General features: G+C 32.0%; 22 protein-coding genes and 1 pseudogene. 11 read left to right on the forward strand and 12 right to left on the reverse strand.

Annotated features, from left to right (window positions below; genetic code table 11):
- Positions 1 to 85: 85 nt before the first annotated feature.
- From AMD28_RS01015 to AMD28_RS18805, 3 genes are all read left to right on the forward strand, one after another.
- Complete coding sequence (locus AMD28_RS01015) at positions 86 to 2,146, forward strand: tetratricopeptide repeat-containing sensor histidine kinase (RefSeq protein WP_161804608.1); 2,061 nt, start codon at positions 86 to 88, stop codon at positions 2,144 to 2,146.
- Between the two features lies 1 nt (position 2,147).
- A complete protein-coding gene (locus AMD28_RS01020) occupies positions 2,148 to 2,492 on the forward strand; it encodes a LytR/AlgR family response regulator transcription factor (protein WP_055442306.1) in 345 nt (114 codons plus the stop codon).
- A 122-nt stretch (positions 2,493 to 2,614) separates the two neighbouring features.
- Positions 2,615 to 2,884, forward strand: a complete 270-nt coding sequence (locus tag AMD28_RS18805) for a LytR/AlgR family response regulator transcription factor (protein WP_275077392.1) — start codon at positions 2,615 to 2,617, stop codon at positions 2,882 to 2,884.
- Here AMD28_RS18805 and AMD28_RS01025 read toward each other — a convergent pair.
- From AMD28_RS01025 to nadC, 3 genes are all read right to left on the reverse strand, one after another.
- The gene (locus AMD28_RS01025; RefSeq protein WP_055442503.1) at positions 2,881 to 3,309 is read right to left on the reverse strand and encodes a DUF2147 domain-containing protein; all 429 of its coding nucleotides are present in this window, start codon (positions 3,307 to 3,309) and stop codon (positions 2,881 to 2,883) included. The two genes, AMD28_RS18805 and AMD28_RS01025, sit on opposite strands and share 4 nt — an antisense overlap.
- Complete coding sequence (locus AMD28_RS01030) at positions 3,302 to 4,249, reverse strand: YihY/virulence factor BrkB family protein (RefSeq protein ID WP_055442307.1); 948 nt, start codon at positions 4,247 to 4,249, stop codon at positions 3,302 to 3,304. The genes AMD28_RS01025 and AMD28_RS01030 overlap by 8 nt, the downstream gene beginning before the upstream one ends.
- Positions 4,250 to 4,326: 77 nt before the next feature.
- Positions 4,327 to 5,187, reverse strand: coding sequence for a carboxylating nicotinate-nucleotide diphosphorylase (gene nadC / locus AMD28_RS01035; RefSeq protein ID WP_055442308.1), 861 nt, complete (start codon positions 5,185 to 5,187; stop codon positions 4,327 to 4,329).
- A 91-nt stretch (positions 5,188 to 5,278) separates the two neighbouring features.
- Here nadC and rlmH point away from each other — a divergent pair, with 91 nt between their 5' ends.
- Positions 5,279 to 5,752 (forward strand): 23S rRNA (pseudouridine(1915)-N(3))-methyltransferase RlmH, encoded by a 474-nt coding sequence (gene rlmH, locus AMD28_RS01040; protein WP_055442309.1) that lies wholly within the window; start codon positions 5,279 to 5,281, stop codon positions 5,750 to 5,752.
- A gap of 14 nt (positions 5,753 to 5,766) precedes the next feature.
- Here rlmH and hpf read toward each other — a convergent pair whose 3' ends face one another.
- A complete protein-coding gene (gene hpf, locus AMD28_RS01045) occupies positions 5,767 to 6,066 on the reverse strand; it encodes a ribosome hibernation-promoting factor, HPF/YfiA family (RefSeq protein WP_055442310.1) in 300 nt (99 codons plus the stop codon).
- An 89-nt stretch (positions 6,067 to 6,155) separates the two neighbouring features.
- Positions 6,156 to 7,037 carry a DUF4421 family protein gene (locus AMD28_RS01050; RefSeq protein ID WP_241492410.1) on the reverse strand — a complete coding sequence of 294 codons (882 nt, stop codon included), beginning with the start codon at positions 7,035 to 7,037 and terminating at the stop codon, positions 6,156 to 6,158.
- 176 nt (positions 7,038 to 7,213) lie between these two features.
- On the opposite strand from AMD28_RS01050, the gene AMD28_RS01055 reads away from it, so the two are divergent.
- Positions 7,214 to 7,792 (forward strand): non-canonical purine NTP diphosphatase, encoded by a 579-nt coding sequence (locus AMD28_RS01055; RefSeq protein WP_055442311.1) that lies wholly within the window; start codon positions 7,214 to 7,216, stop codon positions 7,790 to 7,792.
- On the opposite strand, the gene AMD28_RS01060 is transcribed toward AMD28_RS01055, so the two are convergent.
- The gene (locus AMD28_RS01060) at positions 7,789 to 8,832 is read right to left on the reverse strand and encodes a flavin-containing monooxygenase (protein WP_055442312.1); all 1,044 of its coding nucleotides are present in this window, start codon (positions 8,830 to 8,832) and stop codon (positions 7,789 to 7,791) included. The genes AMD28_RS01055 and AMD28_RS01060 overlap by 4 nt on opposite strands.
- 227 nt (positions 8,833 to 9,059) lie before the next feature.
- Between AMD28_RS01060 and AMD28_RS01065 the strand changes: the two genes are divergently transcribed.
- From AMD28_RS01065 to AMD28_RS01080, 4 genes are all read left to right on the forward strand, one after another.
- Positions 9,060 to 10,298, forward strand: coding sequence for an NADH:flavin oxidoreductase/NADH oxidase family protein (locus tag AMD28_RS01065; protein ID WP_055442313.1), 1,239 nt, complete (start codon positions 9,060 to 9,062; stop codon positions 10,296 to 10,298).
- A gap of 178 nt (positions 10,299 to 10,476) precedes the next feature.
- A complete protein-coding gene (locus AMD28_RS01070) occupies positions 10,477 to 11,430 on the forward strand; it encodes a Fic family protein (protein ID WP_055442314.1) in 954 nt (317 codons plus the stop codon).
- Between the two features lie 479 nt (positions 11,431 to 11,909).
- The gene (locus tag AMD28_RS01075) at positions 11,910 to 13,781 is read left to right on the forward strand and encodes a DEAD/DEAH box helicase (protein WP_055442315.1); all 1,872 of its coding nucleotides are present in this window, start codon (positions 11,910 to 11,912) and stop codon (positions 13,779 to 13,781) included.
- Between the two features lie 87 nt (positions 13,782 to 13,868).
- Positions 13,869 to 14,651 (forward strand): carboxypeptidase-like regulatory domain-containing protein, encoded by a 783-nt coding sequence (locus tag AMD28_RS01080; protein WP_055442316.1) that lies wholly within the window; start codon positions 13,869 to 13,871, stop codon positions 14,649 to 14,651.
- Between the two features lie 416 nt (positions 14,652 to 15,067).
- Here the strand turns inward: AMD28_RS01080 and AMD28_RS01085 are convergent.
- Positions 15,068 to 15,726 (reverse strand): annotated as a pseudogene (locus AMD28_RS01085) (TrmH family RNA methyltransferase).
- Positions 15,727 to 15,757: 31 nt separating this feature from the next.
- Here AMD28_RS01085 and AMD28_RS01090 point away from each other — a divergent pair.
- Both AMD28_RS01090 and AMD28_RS01095 read left to right on the forward strand, forming a co-directional pair.
- Entirely contained in the window at positions 15,758 to 16,963 is a 1,206-nt protein-coding gene (locus AMD28_RS01090) for a tetratricopeptide repeat protein (protein WP_055442317.1), read from the forward strand.
- Positions 16,960 to 17,637 carry an SIR2 family NAD-dependent protein deacylase gene (locus AMD28_RS01095; protein ID WP_055442505.1) on the forward strand — a complete coding sequence of 226 codons (678 nt, stop codon included), beginning with the start codon at positions 16,960 to 16,962 and terminating at the stop codon, positions 17,635 to 17,637. Before AMD28_RS01090 ends, AMD28_RS01095 begins: the two co-directional genes overlap by 4 nt.
- A gap of 102 nt (positions 17,638 to 17,739) precedes the next feature.
- Here the strand turns inward: AMD28_RS01095 and AMD28_RS01100 are convergent, their stop codons facing one another.
- The 5 genes from AMD28_RS01100 to AMD28_RS01120 all read right to left on the reverse strand — a co-directional run bounded on the left by AMD28_RS01100 (position 17,740) and on the right by AMD28_RS01120 (position 22,860).
- On the reverse strand, positions 17,740 to 18,537 hold the full coding sequence (locus tag AMD28_RS01100) for a Rossmann-fold NAD(P)-binding domain-containing protein (RefSeq protein ID WP_055442318.1): 798 nt from the start codon (positions 18,535 to 18,537) through the stop codon (positions 17,740 to 17,742).
- Between the two features lie 166 nt (positions 18,538 to 18,703).
- Positions 18,704 to 19,087, reverse strand: coding sequence for a VOC family protein (locus AMD28_RS01105; RefSeq protein WP_055442319.1), 384 nt, complete (start codon positions 19,085 to 19,087; stop codon positions 18,704 to 18,706).
- Positions 19,088 to 19,111: 24 nt separating this feature from the next.
- Positions 19,112 to 20,680, reverse strand: a complete 1,569-nt coding sequence (locus AMD28_RS01110; RefSeq protein WP_055442320.1) for a serine hydrolase — start codon at positions 20,678 to 20,680, stop codon at positions 19,112 to 19,114.
- 86 nt (positions 20,681 to 20,766) lie between these two features.
- A complete protein-coding gene (gene cls / locus AMD28_RS01115) occupies positions 20,767 to 22,218 on the reverse strand; it encodes a cardiolipin synthase (protein WP_055442321.1) in 1,452 nt (483 codons plus the stop codon).
- Positions 22,219 to 22,341: 123 nt separating this feature from the next.
- Complete coding sequence (locus AMD28_RS01120) at positions 22,342 to 22,860, reverse strand: NUDIX hydrolase (RefSeq protein ID WP_055442322.1); 519 nt, start codon at positions 22,858 to 22,860, stop codon at positions 22,342 to 22,344.
- Between the last annotated feature and the right edge of the window lie 19 nt (positions 22,861 to 22,879).

Raw genomic sequence — 22,879 nt, forward strand, 5'->3', positions numbered from 1 at the left:
TTGACTTCATTTTCGCACAAATAATATGGTCTTTAAAAAAAATAGAAGTACTTTTAACTTGCTATTAGTTAATTCTTTACCACAAATGAAATGTATTATTTGTTACTTTTTTATGCTGTATTCTTTGGTTTGCTTTTCGCAACAGCAAAAAATAGATTCGCTTGAAATAGAATTAACAAAAAACGAAGCGCCAAATATTGAGAAATTAGAAATCTTAAATCAGCTTGCTGCTGCTTATAATCCGTCCAATCCAGAAAAAGGATTACAGTTTGCTAACGAAGCTATTTCACTTGCTAAAAGCCTTCCTTTAAAGGACAAAGAAGCGCTTGCTTACAAAAACAAAGCAATTCATTTAATTGCGTTATCTAAAGACTCTTTAGCTATTGTAGCGTATAACGAAGCTATAAAGATTCAAAACACACGCAAAGCATGGAATCAAGTTGCACGTATTAAATACAACAAAGGACTTATCTATTTTGGACAATCGAATTACCAAAAAGCAAACGAACTTAATTACAAAGCATTAGCCATTTTTGAAAAAGAAAAAGACAGTTTTTTAATGGCTGTGGTACTTAATAGCATTGGCATTAACCAAATGTATCAATCGCAATACCCCGAAGCTATTGACACCTATCTAAAAGCTTCCAAAATTCATGATCAAACAAATACTACCAATACAGATCGGCATGCAGGAATTCTTTCTAATATTGGATTGCTATATTCTAGACTACAAAAATATGAGGAAGCACTAAAATATTATAATAAGAGCCTAGAAATTAATAAAAAGTTAGATGCTAAAATAGGAACCGCAAATGCACTCACGAATATTGGTAATTTATATGACGACCTAAAACAACCTGAAAAAGCTATCGCGTATTACAAGGAATCTTTGGCCATCATGCAAAGTATTAATAATAAATACGGAATTGCAAGTGCATTAACAAACACGGGAATTGCTTACATAACTTTAAAAAGTTACGAAAAAGCATTAACCTATTTAAACCAAACCAAAGTCTTATTTCAAGAACTTGACAACACCAATAGCCTAGCAATTGTTTATGAAAGTATTGGCACTGCGTATTTAGAAAGTGGCGCCTTTTTGAAAGCGAAAAGTAATTTTGAAAGTGCATTCATGTATTCTAAAAAAACACAAAGTATAGAACGACAAGCAAGTGTTTTAGAAAACCTAGCATTAGTAAACGCGAAGCTAAAAAACTACAAAACGGCATACAACAACCAAACGGAAGCAAAGAAGTTAAAAGATCGTTTTATGTCTTCCGAAAAGAAAGAAGAAATAGCAAAATTAGAAGCCAAATACGAGTACGAAAAAAAGGAAGCTGCACTAACCGCAGTTCACGATAAAAAACAAGCAATTCAAGAAGCAGAAATAGCGAGACATAAGTTTATAAAAAACACTTCTATTTATGCTGGTAGTAGCTTGGCTATTGGGTTAATAATTGGTTTCATATTGTACAAAAAGAAACAAGAAGCAATTGCTACAACTAAAGAAACAGCCTTTAATTTAAAAGTTTCTAATACCGAACTGAAAGCATTGCGAGCGCAAATGAATCCGCATTTCATTTTTAATTCTTTGAATTCCATCAATGCATATATTGCTAAAAATGATATGGAAAATGCTTCCAACTATTTGACCAAATTCTCTAAATTAATGCGCGAAACTTTAGAGAAATCGACACAAAAAGAAATTACTTTAAACGAAGACATTAGCATCCTAAAAACCTATTTAGATATCGAAAACAAACGTGCCAATAATAGTTTTACCTATACTATAAATGTAGACGAAAATATAGATCCTGAAAACACTTTAATTCCGCCAATGATTCTACAGCCTTTTGTAGAGAATAGTATTATTCACGGATTAAGAAACAGTACTAAAAACGGAGAAATAGCCATTAATTACATCCAAAAAGAAGGCATGATTATTTGTAGTGTGGAAGATAATGGTATTGGCCGAGAAGCATCTGCAAAGACAAATAATAGTAAACATTCTTTAGGAATGAGCATCACTAAAAGTAGGATTGAAATCATCAATAAAATAAAGAACACCAATGGTAATTTTCAAATTATTGACAAACCAAACGGAACCAAAATTGAAATAAAACTACCACTAACTCTCGCCTTTTAAAATGATTAAAACACTTATTGTTGATGACGAACAACATTGTATTGATAGTATTATAAAGCTAACGGAATCTTTTGATTCTAACCTAGAAATAGTAGCAACTTGTAGTACGGTGGATGATGCTTTAGCGAAAACCAAAACGTTACAACCAGATCTCGTTTTTTTAGATATTGAGATTCATAATAAAACTGGTTTTGATTATTTAGAAAACTTAGGAGACTATAACTTTAATGTGATTTTTACCACCGCTTTTAATGATTATGCTATAAAAGCCTTTAAATATAGTGCCATGGATTATTTATTAAAACCCATTGATAAAGACGATTTTATCAAGCAATTAAAAGATTAAAAAAACGAATACAGCCTATTGATAATGCAGAACAAATTAAAATTTTATTAAGTAACCTTCAAAAGGAAGACAAGAAAAAAACCATACGAATACCAACTTCTAACGGATTTGAAATTCTAGAAATTGAAAATATTATTCACTGTAAAGCAGATACGAGTTATACGTATATTCAGACTAAAACCGATAACATATTAGTATCGAAACCCATTAAACACTTTGAAGCACTTTTGACGGATGCAAACTTTTTCAGAATTCATAATTCACACTTAATCAATATTGCACACGTTAAGAAATACACCAAAGGAAAAGGAGGCTATGTCACCATGTCTAACCAAGAAACAATAGATGTTTCTACTAGAAGAAAGGAAGCCTTTTTAAAGCTTTTTAATTAATTATCTACGCGTTGCCAATATTGTGTTGCATAGAAAAAAGCAATATATCCTCGGACTTCTAAAACATCTGGATTATCAGCATCGACACCTAATCTGCATGTATACATTTTCCCTTTTTGCGGATCGAAAATACTTCCGTTTTTATAGTAGTCACCGTCTTTTGTAAGATTTTTAATCAGTTGAAATCCTAAAATAGGCTTGTTATAATCTTCACCTTCACAAGCAGTACAAAGTGCATCCTTTTTTAACGGGTTGAGTATTTCAATTATTTTCCCGAAGACTTTTCCGTCCTTTTCATAAATTTCGACAATAGATTTTTCTTCACCCGTTTCGTCGTCTATCGTTTTCCATTTTCCGAAGATATCTTGTGCAGTAACAGATATAGATATGCATAAGAATATTATTAATAAGATATATTTATTCATTTTTATTAATTTTTCGCAAACCATTTAAAGAAGCATTAAGCTCGTAACCTAAAAGTAAAATATTTGCATTTAGCCACAAGTAAAACATTAAGATTAATATGGCACCAATAGAGCCATACAGCTCGTTATATTGTGCAAAATTATTGATATAAACACCAAAAAGATAGGAAGTTAAAACAAACAACAGCGTAGTTAATAATGCTCCTACAGAAAAGAACTTAGAATCTTTTCCTTCTCTGGTTCCAAAATAATATAAGGTTGCCGTTGCTAAATAGGTCATTACTAAAAAGAATAAATATTTGGCCGCAACAATCCAAAAGACATTAGAATCTGCTTGCGTGAGTCCTTGCTCGTTTAGTTTATCAAAAAAAGGTTGGAGCAAATAAATCTCTACATAACCAAATATGACCACCGTTAGAATCACCATAATTGCTAAAATTAAAGCGACACCCATAGCAAACAAATATTGTTTTACAACATTACGTGTTAACTGCACATGATAGGAGTTTTCAAAACCAGAAAAGAGCGCATTTACACCATTTGCCATTAAAAATATGGAAAGTAAAAACACCGAAGAAAGTAAACCTCCACGACCTGTATTTATGTTTCCGTAAATATTTTCATCAAAAAACTCGGAAGTATTTGGAGGTAAAAAAGAGTTTAGAAAAGACAGAAATTCAATTCTAAAATCATCTATTGGTATATACGGAATCACAATAAGTACAAATAACAAAAACGGAAAAATAGCCATAAAAAAACTAAATGCAATGGCACTTGCTCTTGTTGTTAAAGTACCTCTAGCAATACCAATAACATACAATTCTAACAAATCGTAAATAGACAACCCCTCAAAACCTGGGAGTTTTATTTGCTTTAAAAGCTTTACCAATAGGTTAACTACTGGTATTTTTTCTAGTTTATCTTCTGTTTTTTTTGTCATTAATTTAGACTAGCCCTTTTATGGAGCTATGGAATTACTTACTAAAACGGCGACTTTGACTTTGATTTGATGGAAAACTATTTCACAGCCTTCAAGCTTAAATCCATATTATACACCGAGTGCGTTAATGCACCAGATGAAATATAATCTACACCACATTCTGCATATTTTCTTACTGTTTTTTCGTTGATACCTCCAGAGCTTTCTGTTAAGCATTTGTTTCCAATCAGTTTTACTGCTTTTTTAGTGTCTTCGTAGTTAAAGTTATCAATTAAAATTCGGTATACACCATCACTTTTCAAGATTTCTTCAATTTCATTTAAATCTCTAGCTTCTACAATAATCTTTAAATCTCTATTGGTTTCTTTTAAGTAGTTCTTTGTTTTATCAATAGCTTTAGTAAGTCCGCCAGCAAAATCAATATGATTATCTTTAAGCATAATCATGTCATATAAAGCAAATCTGTGGTTCTCTCCTCCTCCAATTTTAACTGCCCATTTTTCTAAGGCACGAATTCCAGGAGTAGTTTTTCTAGTATCTAGAATTTTTGTTCCTGTACCTTCTAATAAGTCCACAAACTGTCTGGTTTTAGTTGCAATGGCACTCATACGTTGCATGGCATTTAACACCAAACGTTCTGCTTTTAGTATAGATTGCGAAGCACCTTCCACATAAAAAACAATATCGCCATATTTCACCTTGCTACCATCTTCAATAAGCGTTTCCACTTTCATGTCTTTATCTACATACGCAAAAACCTGTTTTGCGAATGCTACTCCTGCAATAATACCATTGTCTTTTACTAGAAGTTTTGCCTTTCCTTGTGCGGTTGCAGGAATACACGCAAGAGAACTGTGGTCTCCATCTCCAACATCTTCTCTAATGGCATTGGTAATTATTAAATCTATTTCTGTATCAAATTGAGCTTTGCTAATCATAAAATAATTCTTTGTGCTAAAATAACGATTGAAAATCGAAATATTCAAATTTTCAAATTCCAAATTCTAAAAAACTTTATCTTTGCTAAATATGAACATTAAACTACTTGCCATTGGCAAAACAGACAATAAGCAATTACAAAGCTTAATAGACGATTACACAAAACGACTTGGCTTCTACATCAAGTTTGAATTAGAGGTTATTCCAGATTTAAAGAAGGTAAAAAACTTAAGTGAAGACCAGCAAAAACAGAAAGAAGGAGAACTTATTTTAGGTAAATTAAATGCAACCGATGTATTGATTTTATTAGATGAAAACGGCAAACAATTAGATTCCGTTGGTTTTTCTAACTACTTACAAAAACACATGAATTCTGGTATCAAGCAATTGGTTTTTGTAATTGGTGGACCTTACGGATTTAGTCCAGATGTATATAGTAAAGCACAAGGAAAACTCTCGCTTTCTAAAATGACTTTCTCCCACCAAATGGTGAGACTGTTTGTGATAGAACAATTATATAGAGGGTTTACTATTTTAAGGAACGAACCCTATCATCATAGATAAACCCTCTTTATATTTTAGTGTGTAGAAAAAGTTTCTTTGCGTTTTTTAAGTTGCTTTTCTAAATCTTTAATCGTGTTTTTAACAGCATCTTCATAATTACTTTCATCCGACATTGCAAAAATACGTGGTCCAGGAGCACTTAATTCGATCTTACAAATTTTTCCATTTGTCTTCGCATTATTCTCTACTTCAAAATGCACTTCTGCATTAATAATCCATTCATATTTTTTTGCTAAAACACTTAGTTTTTCAGTTACATAATCATTCATAGCTTCGCTAGTTGCCATATGTACATATTGAATATTTATAGTCATAGTCTTATCTTTTAATTATTAATCTATTCAAAAATAAGTAAGATTATAACATTTAAAAATGACTAATATCATACTTTAAATAATCGTGTCTATTTGCGCTTTGCTTTCAGCTTATACCCTATTGCTAATTTGGCATTAGAGAGATTGAAGAAGTACTTATTATCGTTATTAAAATTGGTGGAATAAAAACCATTTCCATACGTTAAACTAGCATAGTAACGTTTATAACTATAGCCCAAACCAACATGAAAATCTATTTTATAAAGCATTACATTTGATGGTCTATAACTATCTTCTTCCAAGGTGATTGTCTTATTAATTAAAGCAATTCCGGGCATAAAATTAAAAGTAGCTGTAATATTTTCAGGAAGTTTAAAATATGATACAAATCCTGCTAAAAGTCCGAGTGCGCGACCATTATATCTTTTAATATTTGCAGCTTCATTATAATAGGCACTGGTCTCTTCTGAAAAAACAGTCGCATCTGCTGAAAAATAATCATACACACCAAAAACACCAAGTCCGCCAGTGATATAAATATCTTTATTTCGCTTTTGCGGCAAGCCTGCTTTTAATTGCGAATACGAAAAGGCGACATCATCAAAAGTATATAAATAATTAATTCCGAAGGTTACCGAACGAATATCGCTTCTAAAAACCGTTGGCACATCAAAGTCATTTTTCACATTAAATCCTTTATACGTTTGAATGTATAAATTCACGTAATGTTGCTGCTTTAAAATGGTGGTCGCTTGCAAATCAAATCGCTTTGTTTCGGCTTTATTCGGGTTTTTAATATTAAAAGCAAGATCGATGATAAACTTTTCACTAGCCACTCCAAAACCTAAACCATATCTATTATTAGGAACAAATTTAGACTTCGAATCTCCATCTTTTATAGTGAATTTCTTTACTTTAAAATTGGAAAATATACGTACCGAATAATTTTCTAAATTACGATCTACTAACAAAGAATCGACATCTTCCAGTGTTTGCGAAGTCGCAGAAAAAAAAGAAAAGCAAAAGATAAAGAGGAAAAATAACTTAGAGATTAAAGTCTTTTTAAAAATATTCTGTTCTAACAAAGGAGGATTAATTTGATTAATATATTTTTACAAAAGCTAAAATACATTAATTACCATAAACTATGCAACTTGTTTTCGCCACCAATAATTTAAATAAATTAAAAGAAGTACAATCTTTAATTCCGCAACACATCAAACTTTTAAGTTTAAAAGATATTGGTTGTTTTGAAGACGTTCCAGAAACGCAAAATACTATTGAAGGCAATGCCATTCAAAAAGCAGAGTACATTAAAGCGCATTATGGTTATGATTGTTTTGCAGATGATACCGGATTAGAAGTAATTGCTTTAAATAACGAACCCGGAGTTTATTCTGCACGTTATGCCGGAGAACAAAGAGATGCAGAAGACAATATGAATTTACTTTTAGCCAACCTGAAAGATAAAGCCAGCAGACAAGCACAATTTAAAACCGTTGTTGCTTTGCATTTAAATGGAAACTTAGAAACGTTTACCGGAATTTGCAAAGGAGAAATCACCACAGAAAAACATGGTGAAAAAGGTTTTGGTTACGATCCTATTTTTAAAGCGGAAGGCTACACCAAAACATTTGCTGAAATTTCTTTAGACGAAAAAAACAAAATTGGTCATCGCGGAAAAGCCGTTAAACAGCTTGTTGATTTTTTACAAAGCTTCCGCTAATCCTGCTTACTTATAATATCAGCCAAATAACTAGCATCTTTAGAAACACCTCCTAAAGTTGCAGATCCGCGTGTGTACATCCAAGGCAAGCCAATAAAATACAAACCGTCAATATTACTTACGCCTCTATAATTTTTAGGATAGCTATTCTCATCCAGTTCTAATCCTTCAATCCATGTGAAATTCGGACGATAACCTGTAGCCCAAATAACATTTTTAATAGTAGCAACTTTCGACTTTTCAAAAATAATTGCTTCTTGTAATGCGTCTTTAGTTCTTCCTTTAATGATTACATTTTCTCTAGAAAGAATTTCTTTCACATCGGTACCAATAACGGGTTGTGAAAAATTACTGATTTTTTTTCCTATCCAACTGTATTTCGTAAAACTTAAAAAACCAACTAGCGTAAACCACCACCATAAGGTTTTACCCAAAATTTGCTGTGGTAAAGATCGTACGGTAGTATCTCCAGAAAAATAAACGGTTCTGGATGTATCTTTAGAAATTTCATTTAAAATTTGATATCCAGAATCTCCTCCTCCAACTACCAAAGCATCTCCATCTTGCAATTGATCTACTCCTTTATAGTAATTACTATGCAACTGCAGAACGCTTTTGGCTATTTTAGTATTACAAGGCGGTGTGTATGGGATATGAAATGGTCCTGTGGCAACAATGACATTTTTGGCTTGCAATTCGCCATCTTTATACGTCACAAAAAAACCTTTCTCTGTTTTCCTTACGGAAGTAACTAAGGTATTTAACTGCACTGGGATTTGGAAGGTTTCTACATAAGTTTTAAAATAATCACTTACCTCTACTTTAGTCGGATAATGTCCTTTTGGCGCATCAAATTTCAAACCAGGCAAATGATTATATTCGGTTGGTGTAAATAATTTTAAAGAATCCCATCGGTTTAACCAAGAAGCGCCAATTTCATTTTCGCCATCTAGTACTACAAACTCCTTTTCTAATATTTTTAAATGGTAAGCCATCGATAATCCTGCTTGTGCGCCACCAATTATAATATAATCTAACATCTATCGTCTATCTTCTTTTATCATTAATTATGCAGCTAAGGTAAAAACTTAAACAAGAAGGAACGAAAAACAGGCAATAGAATTGGTTTAAATAAAAGAAAGAGCAAAATAATTTCTTTTAAAATAATGTGATTACCCTTTAGATTTCGATACCAATTGTGTTTGACTCTTTTATAAAATTCCACTAACTTCGAACTTATTAAAAACCACTATTAAGTTCCAATCTCATGCATGTATTACAGAAAGAAATGATTTTACCAAATGGCGTAATCTTAAGTAATAGGATTGCTAAATCGGCAATGAGTGAAAATTTATCGAACAAACGTCATGAACCAACGCCAGTGTTGATAAACGCTTATAAAGCTTGGGCTAAAAGCGGTGCCGGATTATTGATTACTGGAAACATTATGATAGATTCCGAAGCCATTGGAGAACCAAGAAATGTAGTCGTTCAGGATAGAAAAAACATGGAAGCCCTAAAAGAATGGGCCGCAAGTGTAAAAGGTACCAATACACAGTTATGGGCGCAGATCAATCATCCTGGCCGTCAAGCTATGGAACAGATCAACAGTACTTTAAAAGCGCCTTCTGCAGTAGCTTTAAAAACGGGTGGCAGAAAAAATACAACCAAAAAAATACCTGAAGTTTTAAGCGAAAGTGAGATTCTCGATATTATTGAAGCTTTTGCAGAAACCTCTATTATATTAAAAGAAGCAGGTTTTTCTGGCGTGCAAATCCATGGTGCACATGGCTATTTAGTGAGTCAGTTTTTATCACCTTACACCAACATTAGAACCGATAAATGGGGAGGATCATTAGAAAACAGAGCCCGATTTGTTGTGGAAGTGTATCGCAAAATTAGAGAACGCGTAGGAAATGATTTTCCTATTGGGATTAAACTAAACTCTACCGACTTTCAAAAAGGTGGCTTTTCGGAAGAAGAATCTATGGAAGTGGTTAAAATTCTTTCTAAAGAAGGAATGGATTTAATAGAAATATCTGGAGGAACCTATGAAGCGCCAGCTATGATGGGAAAACGCAAAGCGAGCACCATACAAAGAGAAGCCTATTTTATCGATTATATTGAAAAAGTGAGGAAAGTAACCACTACTCCTTTAATGCTAACCGGAGGATTTCGTACGGTTTCGGTAATGCAAGATGCGGTTGCTTCTAATCAATTAGACATTATAGGACTTGCTAGACCTTTCGCCGTATTCCCTAATATTGGAAATGAAATATTAAACGAAACGCGCACAGATTTTACATCTAACATTAAAAAGACAGGCGTAAAAGAATTGGATGGTATGATGAATATTATATGGTACGAAGCACAGATAAAACGAATGGGACAAGGAAAAGCGCCCAATCCAAATTTAAGCGGATGGTCTGTGTTTTTTAATTATGTGTGGTTAATACTAGAACAAAAATTGATAAAGAAACCAAAAGCTAGTAAGGTTTATAAATAAATTGCATTTGACTTTTTAGTAAAATCAACTAACTTCGAGATTTATTGAACGGATGCTGTAAATCATTAAAACGATATCATATCTTTTTAACCGCTATGCCCAATTAAAAATTCCGTTTCATCACATAATTCCAGCTAAATGATTGTATCTTTGATAGCGTCAAATGATAGTATCAAAGATGAAGCCACCTTACGAAATAACATCTTCAATTTTAAAACTAATAACTTCTATTTCGGAAAAAATAGGAGAAGTAAATGCTAATTTACTAAACAAACCTTCGCCAAAATTAAGAAAACAGAATAGAATCAAAACTATTCATTCTTCATTAAAAATAGAAGGAAATACGCTTACCGAAGAACAAATAACGGCACTTTTAGAAAACAAAAAAGTTATTGGTCCCAAAAAAGATGTTTTAGAAGTTTTAAATGCAATTAATATTTATGAAAATTTAGATCAATATAATCCTTCTAATGAGAAGTCTTTTTTAAAAGCACATAAAGACTTAATGGAAGGTCTAATTGAAAATTCTGGAAAATACAGAAATCAAAGTGTTGGAATTGTAAAAGGTTCAAAAGTTGCGCATTTAGCTCCTCCTTTTAGGAATGTTTCTTATTTAATGAAAGACCTTTTTGAATACTTGCAAAAGTCAGACGAAATTGAATTAATTAAGAGTTGTGTTTTTCATTACGAAATGGAATTTATACATCCATTTTTGGATGGAAATGGTAGAATGGGAAGATTATGGCAAACCCTAATTTTAATGGAAAAATATCCAATATTTGAGTTTTTACCTTTTGAAATTTTAATTAGTAAAGGACAAGAAGAATATTACAAAGCTTTGGCAGAAAGTGATAATTCAGGAAAATCAACAAAATTTATTGAATATATGTTAAACGTAATTGATATTTCAATAAGTGAGTTATTAAATTTCAATAATCGAACATTAAATGAAAAAGATAGATTGGACTATTTTGTTTCTTTAGATAAAACTGAATTTACGAGAAAAGATTATATGGATATTTTTAAAAATATTTCTTCAGCAACAGCAAGTAGAGATTTAAAAAAAGGGACTGAATTAAATTTATTTAAAAAAAGAGGAGAAAAAAATAAAACAATTTACCTTTTAAAATAACAGGGCACAACATTGCATAAAAATTATGCGCAGATTAGTGTTTAAACAATGAACAGTGCACTTTTGCTACTTCTAATCTTCCTATTAAAAATCCTCGCTCGCAAAACGCAACTCTTTTTATACAAAACCGTTCCATTAATTTCGAAAAAACAAAACAAAACAAAACAAAACCTCCAACACTCCCCTTTTCACACCATCCTTTCTAGCGTTAACGATAGTAGTGGCATCCTTTTTTTGCTGCCATAAATGGCAAAAAAAGATATAACGAATAGCGTGTTAAAACGCCCACAAAATTAATAAATGCAATACATAGTGCTAGTGTTAAATAAAAGAGTACCTTTGCACCTTGAAAAACCCTTGCGGTTTTATTACTCCTCAGAGAGAGGATGTGTTACTAGAAGTTTTAGGTTAAGTATGTTCAATGCACTTCTATTTGTAACACCAAAATAGATTGACATTGAAATACATAACAAAGAAGAATGAGCACATTCCAAGAATTAGGTCTTAACGATCTATTATTACAAGGTATTACAGATTTAGGTTTTGAAAAACCATCAGAAGTACAAGAAAAAGCAATCCCAATTTTATTAAACGAAGAAACAGATTTAGTTGCCTTAGCGCAAACTGGAACTGGAAAAACAGCAGCATTTGGTTTTCCTATGTTGCAAAAAATCGATGTAAACAGTCGTACTACTCAAGGTCTTATCTTATCTCCTACTCGTGAGCTTTGTTTGCAAATTGCAAATGAAATGAAAGCCTACGGAAAGCATTTAAAAGGTTTAAACGTAGTCGCTATTTATGGTGGTTCTAGTATTACAGATCAAGCGCGTGAGGTGAAACGTGGTGCACAAATTATTGTTGCAACACCAGGCCGAATGAAAGATATGATTAACAGAAGATTAGTAGATATTACTAAAATTCAATATTCGGTTTTAGATGAAGCCGATGAGATGTTAAACATGGGTTTTAAAGAGGACATTACAGATATTCTTTCTGGAACTCCAGAAGATAAAAATACCTGGTTATTTTCTGCAACCATGCCTAAAGAAGTGGCTAGTATTGCAAGAAAATTTATGAACGCACCGCAAGAAATTACGGTTGGTCATAAAAATGAAAGTACCAATACTGTTTCTCACGAATACTATTTAGTAAATGCGCGTGACAGATATCAAGCTTTAAAACGTTTGGCAGATGCGAATCCAGATATATTTTCAGTAATATTTTGTCGTACCAAAAGAGATACGCAAAAAGTTGCAGAAAACTTAATTGAAGATGGCTATAACGCTGGAGCTTTACATGGTGATTTATCTCAAAATCAACGTGATATTGTGATGAAACAATTTAGATCTCGTCAAATACAAATGCTTGTTGCAACAGATGTTGCTGCTCGTGGTATTGATGTAGACGATATTACACACGTAATTAACTACCAATTAAGTGATGAAATAGAAACCTATACACATAGATCTGGACGTACAGGACGTGCTGGTAAAACTGGTATTTCTATGGTTATTGTTTCTAAAAGTGAAGTACGTAGATTAAAAAGTATTGAGCGTATTATTAACCAAAAATTTGAGTTAAAAGAAATTCCTGACGGAATGGCGATTTGCGAAGTACAGTTAATGTCTTTAGCAAACAAGATACACAATACAGAAATCAATCATGAGATTGATAAGTATTTAGAAGATATCAACGGATTATTTGAAGAAACTACCAAAGAAGAACTTATCAAGAAATTCTTTTCTGTAGAGTTTACACGTTTCTTTAACTACTACCAAAAATCTAGAATTCAGAAAGTAGATGCTTCAAGAGTAAGCGATCGTGAAAGCTCTGGAGGTAATAGCTCTGATTCTCGTTACTTTATTAATGTAGGAGAAAAGGATGGTTTTGACTGGATGAAGTTAAAAGATTTCTTAAAGGAAATATTAGAACTTAGTAGAGATGATGTATTTAAAGTAGATGTAAAAGAGAGTTTTTCATTCTTTAATACAGAAAAAGTACACCAAGAAAAAATAATTGCCTTTTTCAATGATTACAAGCATGAAGGACGTTTTGTAAATGTAGAAGTAAGTGAAAATCGCGGAGGCGGAGGCGGAAGAGGTCGTGGCGGAAGTCGTAGTGGCGGAAGACGCGATGGCGGAGGTGACAGAAGACGTGGAGGATCGGATAAACCAAGAGGTGAAAGACGTTCTAGCGGAAGACGTAGTGAAGGTTCTGGAGAAAACAGAAGTGACAGACGTCGTGGAAGCGATGATAGCTCAAAAACACGTTCTAAAAGAAGTGATGGTGGAGATAGAGATAAAAGCGAATTTAAAACTTCTCATTCACGTCCAACACGCTCTAGACGTTAAACCTTTTTGTTAATATTAAGTCAAAATGTAAAGGTACTGCCATATTTATAAATATGTTTGTACCTTTATACAACGACAAACACCATTATGAAGAACAGGTTTACCTTATTTATTTTATTACTTACCGTTACATTTAGTCAAGCACAAGATGCACCAACTAAAGTAATTGGTGTGGTAATCAATGCTGCTGACGATAGTACTTTAGAAAGCGTAAATATTGTAAATCTTACTCAAGTAATTGGTACTACAACTAATGAAAAAGGAGCATTTGAACTTAGAGCAAAAGCGAATGACACCTTACACTTTTCGTATTTAGGTTTTAAATCTATTAAGGTTAGAGTTACTAATGACTGGTTAAAATATGGAAGTTCTAATATTGCTTTAACAGAATTAGCTTTAGCATTAGAAGAAGTTGTTGTAACACAGTTTAAACTTACAGGTTTTTTGGAAGTAGATATAAAAAATGCTCCAAAAAATAATAGTTACAGATATGCTATTTCTGGTTTACCTAGTACTGGCTATGAAGCTGGAAACCGTTCACCAAGTGCTGTAACCAAAGTATTAGGCGCTATTTTTAATCCTGCCGATTTTCTATTTAGAATGTTTGGTAGACAGCCTAATGAAATGCGTAAGCTGAAAAAAATGAAGCAAGATGACGAAATAAGAAGTTTACTTGCTACTCGTTTTGATAGAGAAATGCTTACCGTTTTATTACAAGTAAGTAAAGTAGATTTAGATGAAATTATAAGTCAGTGTAACTATTCTAAAGAGTTTATTAACTCTGCTAACGATCTTCAAATACTAGACGCTATTAGCGGATGTTATGAAGAATACAAAGTATTAAGCAGAAGTAGATCTGGAAAGTTTTAAAAATTAATAGTATTCAAGATATAAAGCGTAATCATTTATTTGGTTACGCTTTTTTTTTGTTTTAATAACAGATTAAATGAGTACCTGCTCCTTGCTTTTGATCAAGAGCCGTGGTTCCGTTATACGGAATCGGAGCGTTTAACCTAAAATGCGAAGCTGTTTTTATATCTACAACCCTAATTTTCATTAACTCCTCTTTCTTTCAATTTCAAAAAAAGAAATTAAAATTCATTCTCCTATTTTAAAAAAAGAGAAGAGCCTCTTGTTTAATATAATTTCAGTTAGCACTTGCTCCTCTCTTTAGCTAAAGAGAGGTGGTTCCGTTTTTACGGAATCGGAGCGTTTGACTAAAATGCGAAGCTGTTTTATACTACTAAATAATCCACAAACAGATTACTTCATGCCTCGCAATGACGCTATTTTTTATCCTCATAATAACGCGCTATAATTTGATCGTAGCTTTTAATGGTTTTTTTCACCCAATCCAATCGTTTTTCATTTTGCTCTTCTTCGCTAAGTTGCCAAGCAATATCACTTCGTCTTAATTTCGCGGTTACTTCTTGCAATATAATTGCTGCACTTACAGATATATTTAAACTTTCGGTAAAACCTACCATTGGTATTTTTAAATAGCTATCGGCAGCATCAAGAACTTCTTGGCTTAACCCTTCTGTTTCTCTTCCAAAGAAAAAACAAGACTTTTTAGTAAATCAAAATCTTGTAACTCACAATCATTAGTGTGTGGAGTTGTTGCTACAATTTGATATCCTTTCCGCTTTAAATCTGCAATACAATCTTTTACCGAATGAAATCGGTTTAAATCCACCCATTTCTGTGCTCCCATTGCAATTTCTCTATCAATGGTCTTACTATTAATCTCTTCTACAATATTTACTTCTTGTATGCCAAAAACATCACAACTACGCATTACAGCACTAGAATTATGTAATTGATATACATCTTCTGTTGCTACCGTAAAATGCTTGGTACGTTGTTTAATCACTTTATTAAACTTGTTTCTACGATTTTCGGTTAAATACGTTTCTAGGTACTCTAAGAGTTTTATGTCTGTCATTTAAATATTATATTTAACGCAAAATTAAAATATGAGTATTAAATACTATTTCCAATTTACACTAATTTTTTTGTTGCTTTTTAATGTGAATTATGCACAAGAAACCAAAAGTATAAAAAAAGATACTATAATAATTGAGAATGAAGAAAATGCTAACAAAACTATTGAATTAGCACAATATATTGAAGCTACCATTATAAACAATACTCCTGAAGATTTTGCTTCAAAAATGGCATTTCCATTATTTTTAAAATCTATTACAAACGTAGATAACGAGAACAATACCGAAGCATACCAAAAAGGCTTTAAAGATGGGTTTAAAGATTCATTCAATACCTCCTTTCCTCAAAAACTATCCAATTCTGTTGCAAATGGGGCCTTTTATGATTTTATAAGCTATAAATATGATATCATTGAGAGAACATATTACATGCTTTTTCGGTTTTACTCTGAAGAAGAAGGTGTAAATTATCATGACTACAAAGTTTCTGTGGTTAATGGTGAATATAAGTTTTCGGATATATACATCTATTTAACCGGAGAACATTTATCAAGCACCTTAAAAAGGATGTATATACTAACTTTTCCAAAAGACAAAAACGAAAACTTCATAACATCTAATAGCATAAAAGAAATGCAAACGTATTTTAAAGCTATAGAATTATTTGGTGATCAAAATTATATAGATGCATTAAAAGAAATAAATAAGGTTACAAGTACCTTAAAAGATGAAAAGTTTTTTCAAATAATGAAAATTAATATTGCATCAAAAATTACAGACGATTTATATTTTGAAGCTTTAGAAGAGTTAATCCAAACACATAAAGAAGATCCTACTATTTATTTAAACCAGATAGATTATTACTTATTAAAAGAAAAATATAATAAAGCCATAGAAATGGTAGACCTTTTAGAATATACTACCGAAGACGATTTTTTAAATTTTTTAAAAGGTAATATTTATTTTCTAAAGGAAGACACAAAACAAGCATATCAACATTTTCTATATATAACAGAAAACTATCCAGATTATAGTACACCATATCTTAGCGCAATATATTGTTTAGTACTTGAAAAAGAATATGACCAATGTATTCCTTTACTTACCAGGCTATCTGAAAACTATGAAGACAAAAACGATATCATAGACTTTTTTGAGAGCGAAGATGAAAATGGTGATAATGAGTACAAAGACCTTGTAGATTCTAAAGCTTTCAAAAAATGGAAAATGATATAAAACATATTGTGGTATTAACTGGAGCAGGAATAAGTGCCGAAAGTGGCATTAAAACCTTTAGAGATGCAGATGGTTTATGGGAAGGCCATGATGTCATGGAAGTAGCTTCTCCGAAAGGATTTGCAAACAATCCAGCATTGGTTTTAGATTTTTATAACCAACGAAGAAGACAACTTCTGGAGGTACAACCTAACCAAGCACATTACGACTTAGCCACGCTAGAAAAAGATTACCAAGTAACCATAATCACCCAAAATGTAGACGATTTACACGAACGTGCTGGAAGCAGTAACGTTATACATTTGCACGGCGAATTATTAAAAGCAAGAAGCATACATAACGAAACCAAAATATTTGATTGGAAAACCGATTTACTTCTTGGAAATCTAGATGCCAAAGGACACCAAATACGACCACATATTGTATGGTTTGGAGAAGCGGTACCTATGATTGATAAAGCGGTAGAAGTTTGTGAAACTGCAGATATATTAATGATTATTGGAACAAGCATGCAAGTATATCCTGCTGCAAGTTTGATGCATTATGTACCAGAAAACACAGCGACTTATTTTATAGACCCGAAGCCTGCAATGTCTAGCAAAGACAATTTAACGGTTGTTGCAAAACCTGCAACGGTTGGTGTAAAAGAGGTTATTGAGCTATTAAAAGATTAGTTTTAATACATGCACAAACACTAGCATTATAAAGTGCCCGCAATTAAGATGGTTATGAATGATATGGGTTTTCTTTTAAAATAATTCCTCTTTATTATTATATTATTCTGTTTCATCAAAATCCGTTTTCTTTTTTATTCTACGCTTGATTGCAAATAATAAAGCAGCAAAAACTAGAGCAATTAAGGCTCCCCAAAAGCTTAAGAATTTCTCCCAAATGATATTTAAAAGTTCTTGAAGCTTTTTTGAAATTTCCTTCTTTGTATCCACATCTACAATTACAGATAAAGTTTTAGATGTTTTAGGAACAGAAGCACCATTACAATCATTAGTTCTATAGATTTCAACATTAGCACTTACCTTATAGGTTCCAGGCATTTTAGGTTTTATTAAAAAACGAACATCAGAACCACTTGGATGAATTTTATGACATTTGTCTTCTGTCAGATATTCTACGTCAAAATCTGGTGCAACCGGTGTTATCTTGGCATAACTACCTATAGTTGATGGAACCATAGTTTGGTCTTGAACCATACCTTCAGGGAAGGATGCCTCTATATTAGAGGCTCCAATCCAGACTTGTAATATTCCTGTTTCATTCTTATGAATAGTACTATCAACAGATAAGATGACCTTAAAATCATCCGATTTAATTAGCATAGTATCTTGTGCTACTCCTCCAGAATTTATTACTGTGTTTTCGTTAGATGTATCAATGGGATTTCCTATAGTATTTTCTACCGCTTCTTCTATAGCTTCTACAGGATACTCTATAGCTTCTACTGGGTATTCTTCAATAGCTTCTGCAGCACCATCTGATTTTTCCTTTACTTCTCTACAAGAAGTGAATGAAATACTTAATAATAATAATAATGCGATACTTATTAATAATTTGTTCATCTGCAATAATTTTTTGACATAATTATCTCCTATTAACTATGCGTTGGAATCATCACCAAAAACATATTCAATTAATTATCAGTGACTTAAAACTAAGTTAGCTATTTTTTCTTATAAAATCAAGTTGTTATAGATATTCCAATTATTGTAATCTATATGAAGTGAATTATTCTGCATTATTTACTTCAATCCAATAGAAATCTGGATCTTGAAAATATACTTGTTGCACTCCATCTTTTCTAACATAGTCTTTATTGGCAGTACCTAACCAATCACTATATGCTATATCTAAATCCTGCAAATGCTTCACAAAAGAATTTAAGTCCGAGATTGCTAAAGCAAAATGAACGGCTTTATTGGTTTTTACTTCTAAATTTGGTCTAGGAATTAAGTGCAATTGTTTTCCTTCTCCTAAAGCAAGCCATCTGGTTTTAGAAGTCGAAGCTGTATTCTCAATTTCTTTGAACTTAAATACCTTCTGATAAAACGCAATAGATTCATCAACATTTTTTACAGAAAGTGCTATATGATTAAAGGAAAATGCAAACATGTTTTTTTTATTTGTTATTTTGATCTACTCTTCTACTCGCTTCAAATCCAAATCATGAAAATCGAAACTAAAATCGATATTCGGTGAGATTCCTTTTATTTTTATGCTTTGTGCTTTTCTTTTTTCTCCTAAAGAAAAAGTGATAAAAGCATCGGCATTCATATCTTGGTATTCCCACTTTACAGCAAAGGTTTCGTCTTTGTAAAATTGTAATGCGCCATTTAATTTTGAGGAACGATGAAACTTTAACCATAGCTTATCCCCTTTCATAAAAACTTCACAAGTACCAAACCAATTGTCTGTATACAATCCTAAATATTTATTTTTGTCGATAGATTTATTTTTCACATTTTCAACCGTTTCCCATACTTTATCAGTTACAGCATCTCCTTTACTTTCTTTAGATTTTAAATAGTCTGCATATGTATCAATCCATTTAAAATCGTCTAACTCCAAATACATATCTAAAATGGTGTGCGATACCGAAGAAAACAATCCGCCACCATCATTACTGGTATTAGTAAGAATAACAATACCTAAATCCATGTCTGGAATTAAAACCGTTTGCGACAACATTCCTGGCAAACCACCTGTATGTTCTACTTTCATGTTTCCTTTAACATCCGATAAAAACCAACCTAATCCATATCCTGAAAAATGCGAATTGTAACGCGGATTTTTATTAACCCCCATAACCGTATGAATTTTCCACATTTCGTCATGATTGGTTGCTGAGAAAAGTTCTTTGTCCAATTTTTCTCCATATTTCCCATCGTTTAAATGGAGTAACATCCATTGGCATAAATCGTCTACATTAGAAAATATACCACCAGCAGCACCATTCATCATTTCTTTAAAAGTTGGTATCACTCTAATAGTTCCATTTTCTGTAGCATGTGATGCAGACAAATTTGAGGTATCTTTTATATTTGCCAAAGAAGAAAAGGTATTATCCATTCCTAAAGGTTCAAGAATACGCGTTTTTGTAAATGCTTCCCAAGTCATGCCACTTTTTCTGGCAATCAATTCGCCTGCAACGATATACAATAAATTATCATAATCCCATTTGGTTCGAAAAGCAGAAGAAGCTTTAAAATGTTGAAAACTAGAAAGTAAATCCTTCATTGTAAAATCTGTTCCGTCAGGAAAAAACATTAAATCTCCCATTCCTAAAGGCAATCCACTGCGATGGGTTACTAAATCTAGAATACTAAAATTATCTTCTACATAGTCATTATACATGGTGAATTCAGGAATATGATCCTTAACTTTGTCCTCCCAATTTATTTTACCTTCCTCTACTAAAATTGCCAATCCAGCAGTAGTAAACGCTTTACTATTAGATGCTATTGCAAATTGGGTATGTTCATTTACAGGTTCTTTGGTTACAATAGATTTTACTCCATAACCTTTGTTATGAATTATCTTTCCATCTTTAACAACAGCAATTGCAGTCCCTGCAACGTTAAACTTTGTCATGGCATAATTCACTATAGAATCGATTTGCTTGGAGGATACTTGTGAAAAAACAGGATTAGTTAATAATAAGACAAATAGTAAAATTCTAAAATGTTTCGCTTGGGTACCTTTCATAATTTAAATGGATTAAACGTTGCTTAAATGCAGTAATTAATATTTTAACAGACTGTACTTCTTCTTGTTGTACTTTAAACAAACACTTAAAGTAATGGAGAAAAAAGACGTGCAATTTTTTCGAAGAACTTTATGTATTTTGGTCTATTCTGCCAAGCTTGCATATTGATTTTATCGGCATTTTCTATATCTTGATAAAACGCATTTTTAAGTTGAATTGTTATTTCTTCATCATAAACAATGGCATTTACTTCAAAATTCAAGTCAAAACTTCTAATATCCATATTTGCTGTTCCAACAATTGCTATTTCATCGTCTATCACCAAAGTTTTAGCATGAACAAAACCTTTTTGATATTTATAAATTTCTACTCCTGCTTTTAAAAGTGCATTATAATAAGAACTAGATGCAAAATTTGCCAATTTAGAATCGGAAATACCAGGAACTAGAAGTTTTACAGCTAAGCCACTATTTCCTGCAATTATAAGCGCATCTAAAAGACTATCACCTGGAATAAAATAAGGAGTTGTAATTAGAATTTCTTTTTTAGCTAAACAAATAGCTTGAAACATGGAGAAAAGAATAGTTGGTGTATCTGAATCTGGACCACTAGCAGTTATTTGCACCAACTTATCTTGTGTAGATATGAATGTTTCTTTTTGCGGAAACAAAACATCTTTAATAGTAATGGTGTCATTCGCACAAAAATTCCAATCGCATAAAAATAAAAATTGCAAATACCATGTTGCTGGTCCGTGAATCATTAAGTGCGTATCACGCCAAAACAGCTGATTCTTTTGGTTGTTAATATATTTATCACTTACATTTATTCCTCCTACAAAAGAAGTTTTTCCATCAATAACAATAATTTTTCTATGGTTTCTATAATTGATTCTACTAGCAAATGCATAAAACTTTATTTCGTAAAAAGGAGAGGTTTGCACTCCTGCTTCTTTTAATTTTGGAATGCATTTTTCTCGAATAGAACGACTACCAAAATCGTCATAAATAAATCTTACTTTAATGCCTTCTTTGGCTTTTTTAATTAGCAAATCAACAAGTTGGTTCCCTATTTTGTCATCATTAAAAATATAATATTCTATATGAATATGATGTTTAGCGTTTTCTATTGCTTTAAAAACTTCTGGAAATTTATTTTCGCCATTAAGAAGAAGTTTTACATCATTATTATTTGTTAGCGGACTTAAATTTTCTTTTAAAACGAGATTCACTAATTTCTTATTACTCTTTACAGCGGCATCTCCTTCTTGCAAAATGTCTTTAGAGTATCTAATTAGTTCTTTTTCTAAATCGCCCTGAAAACGCTCTTTATCTCCAAGTTTTTTATCATACATCTTTCGTTTTCTGTAATTAATTCCGAAAGAAAAGTATATAATCATCCCTACTATTGGCAAAAATATAGCGAGTAGCACATAAGCTATGGCTTTCGTGTTGTTGTCTGTATCAAAAATGATACGAAAGCATACAAAAATGAGTATTATTACATAAACTACTTGAGCAATTAGAATCCAATTCATACTATTTTTATTAGTTTAACCTACGCTCCTCTTCTACCTATTTACCACAATTTAAGACTTAATATACAACCGTTCACCCATAAGGATAATTATCTACGGTTTCTTAGTTGCTAGTTTAAATATTTACTTTAAATTTTCTGCTATTAGCATTAATAAAAAAGTTTCTCGTTCAATAGACATTCCTTTTTTATCACTTGTAGCCATAGTTTCTTTATTGTGTTTTATGGCTTCATGAATATTCATCCAAACGGCTTTCATTCCATTTTTAGTTTCATAAAGTTCTAAGTTCGATTCGCCAAGTTCTTTATTTATCTCACAAGTATAGCAATACGAAATCATGTGTTGCACATCAAAACCTGGTTTATACCAAGGTCTGTATTCTTCGTAAATACCAAAGGGCTTGATGTTTCTAATTTCTTCAGCTCCAGTTTCTTCACTAAGCTCTCGCATCATGCCATCCACTTTATCTTCACCTAAATCTAAACCTCCTCCTGGAAGACTATAATCTTCATATCGTTGCGTATACATCAATAAAATATTATTTCCTTGAACAGCGATACTTCTAGTAGCTAGCCTTGTGAAAATAGATTTATTTTCTAAAGTTTGTACTTCAGGATGATAATGGGTTTTTAAATTTTGCATTAAAAAATTCTAATAATTG

Source organism: Lacinutrix himadriensis (genome assembly GCF_001418105.1).
Taxonomy (GTDB): Bacteria; Bacteroidota; Bacteroidia; order Flavobacteriales; family Flavobacteriaceae; genus Oceanihabitans; species Oceanihabitans himadriense.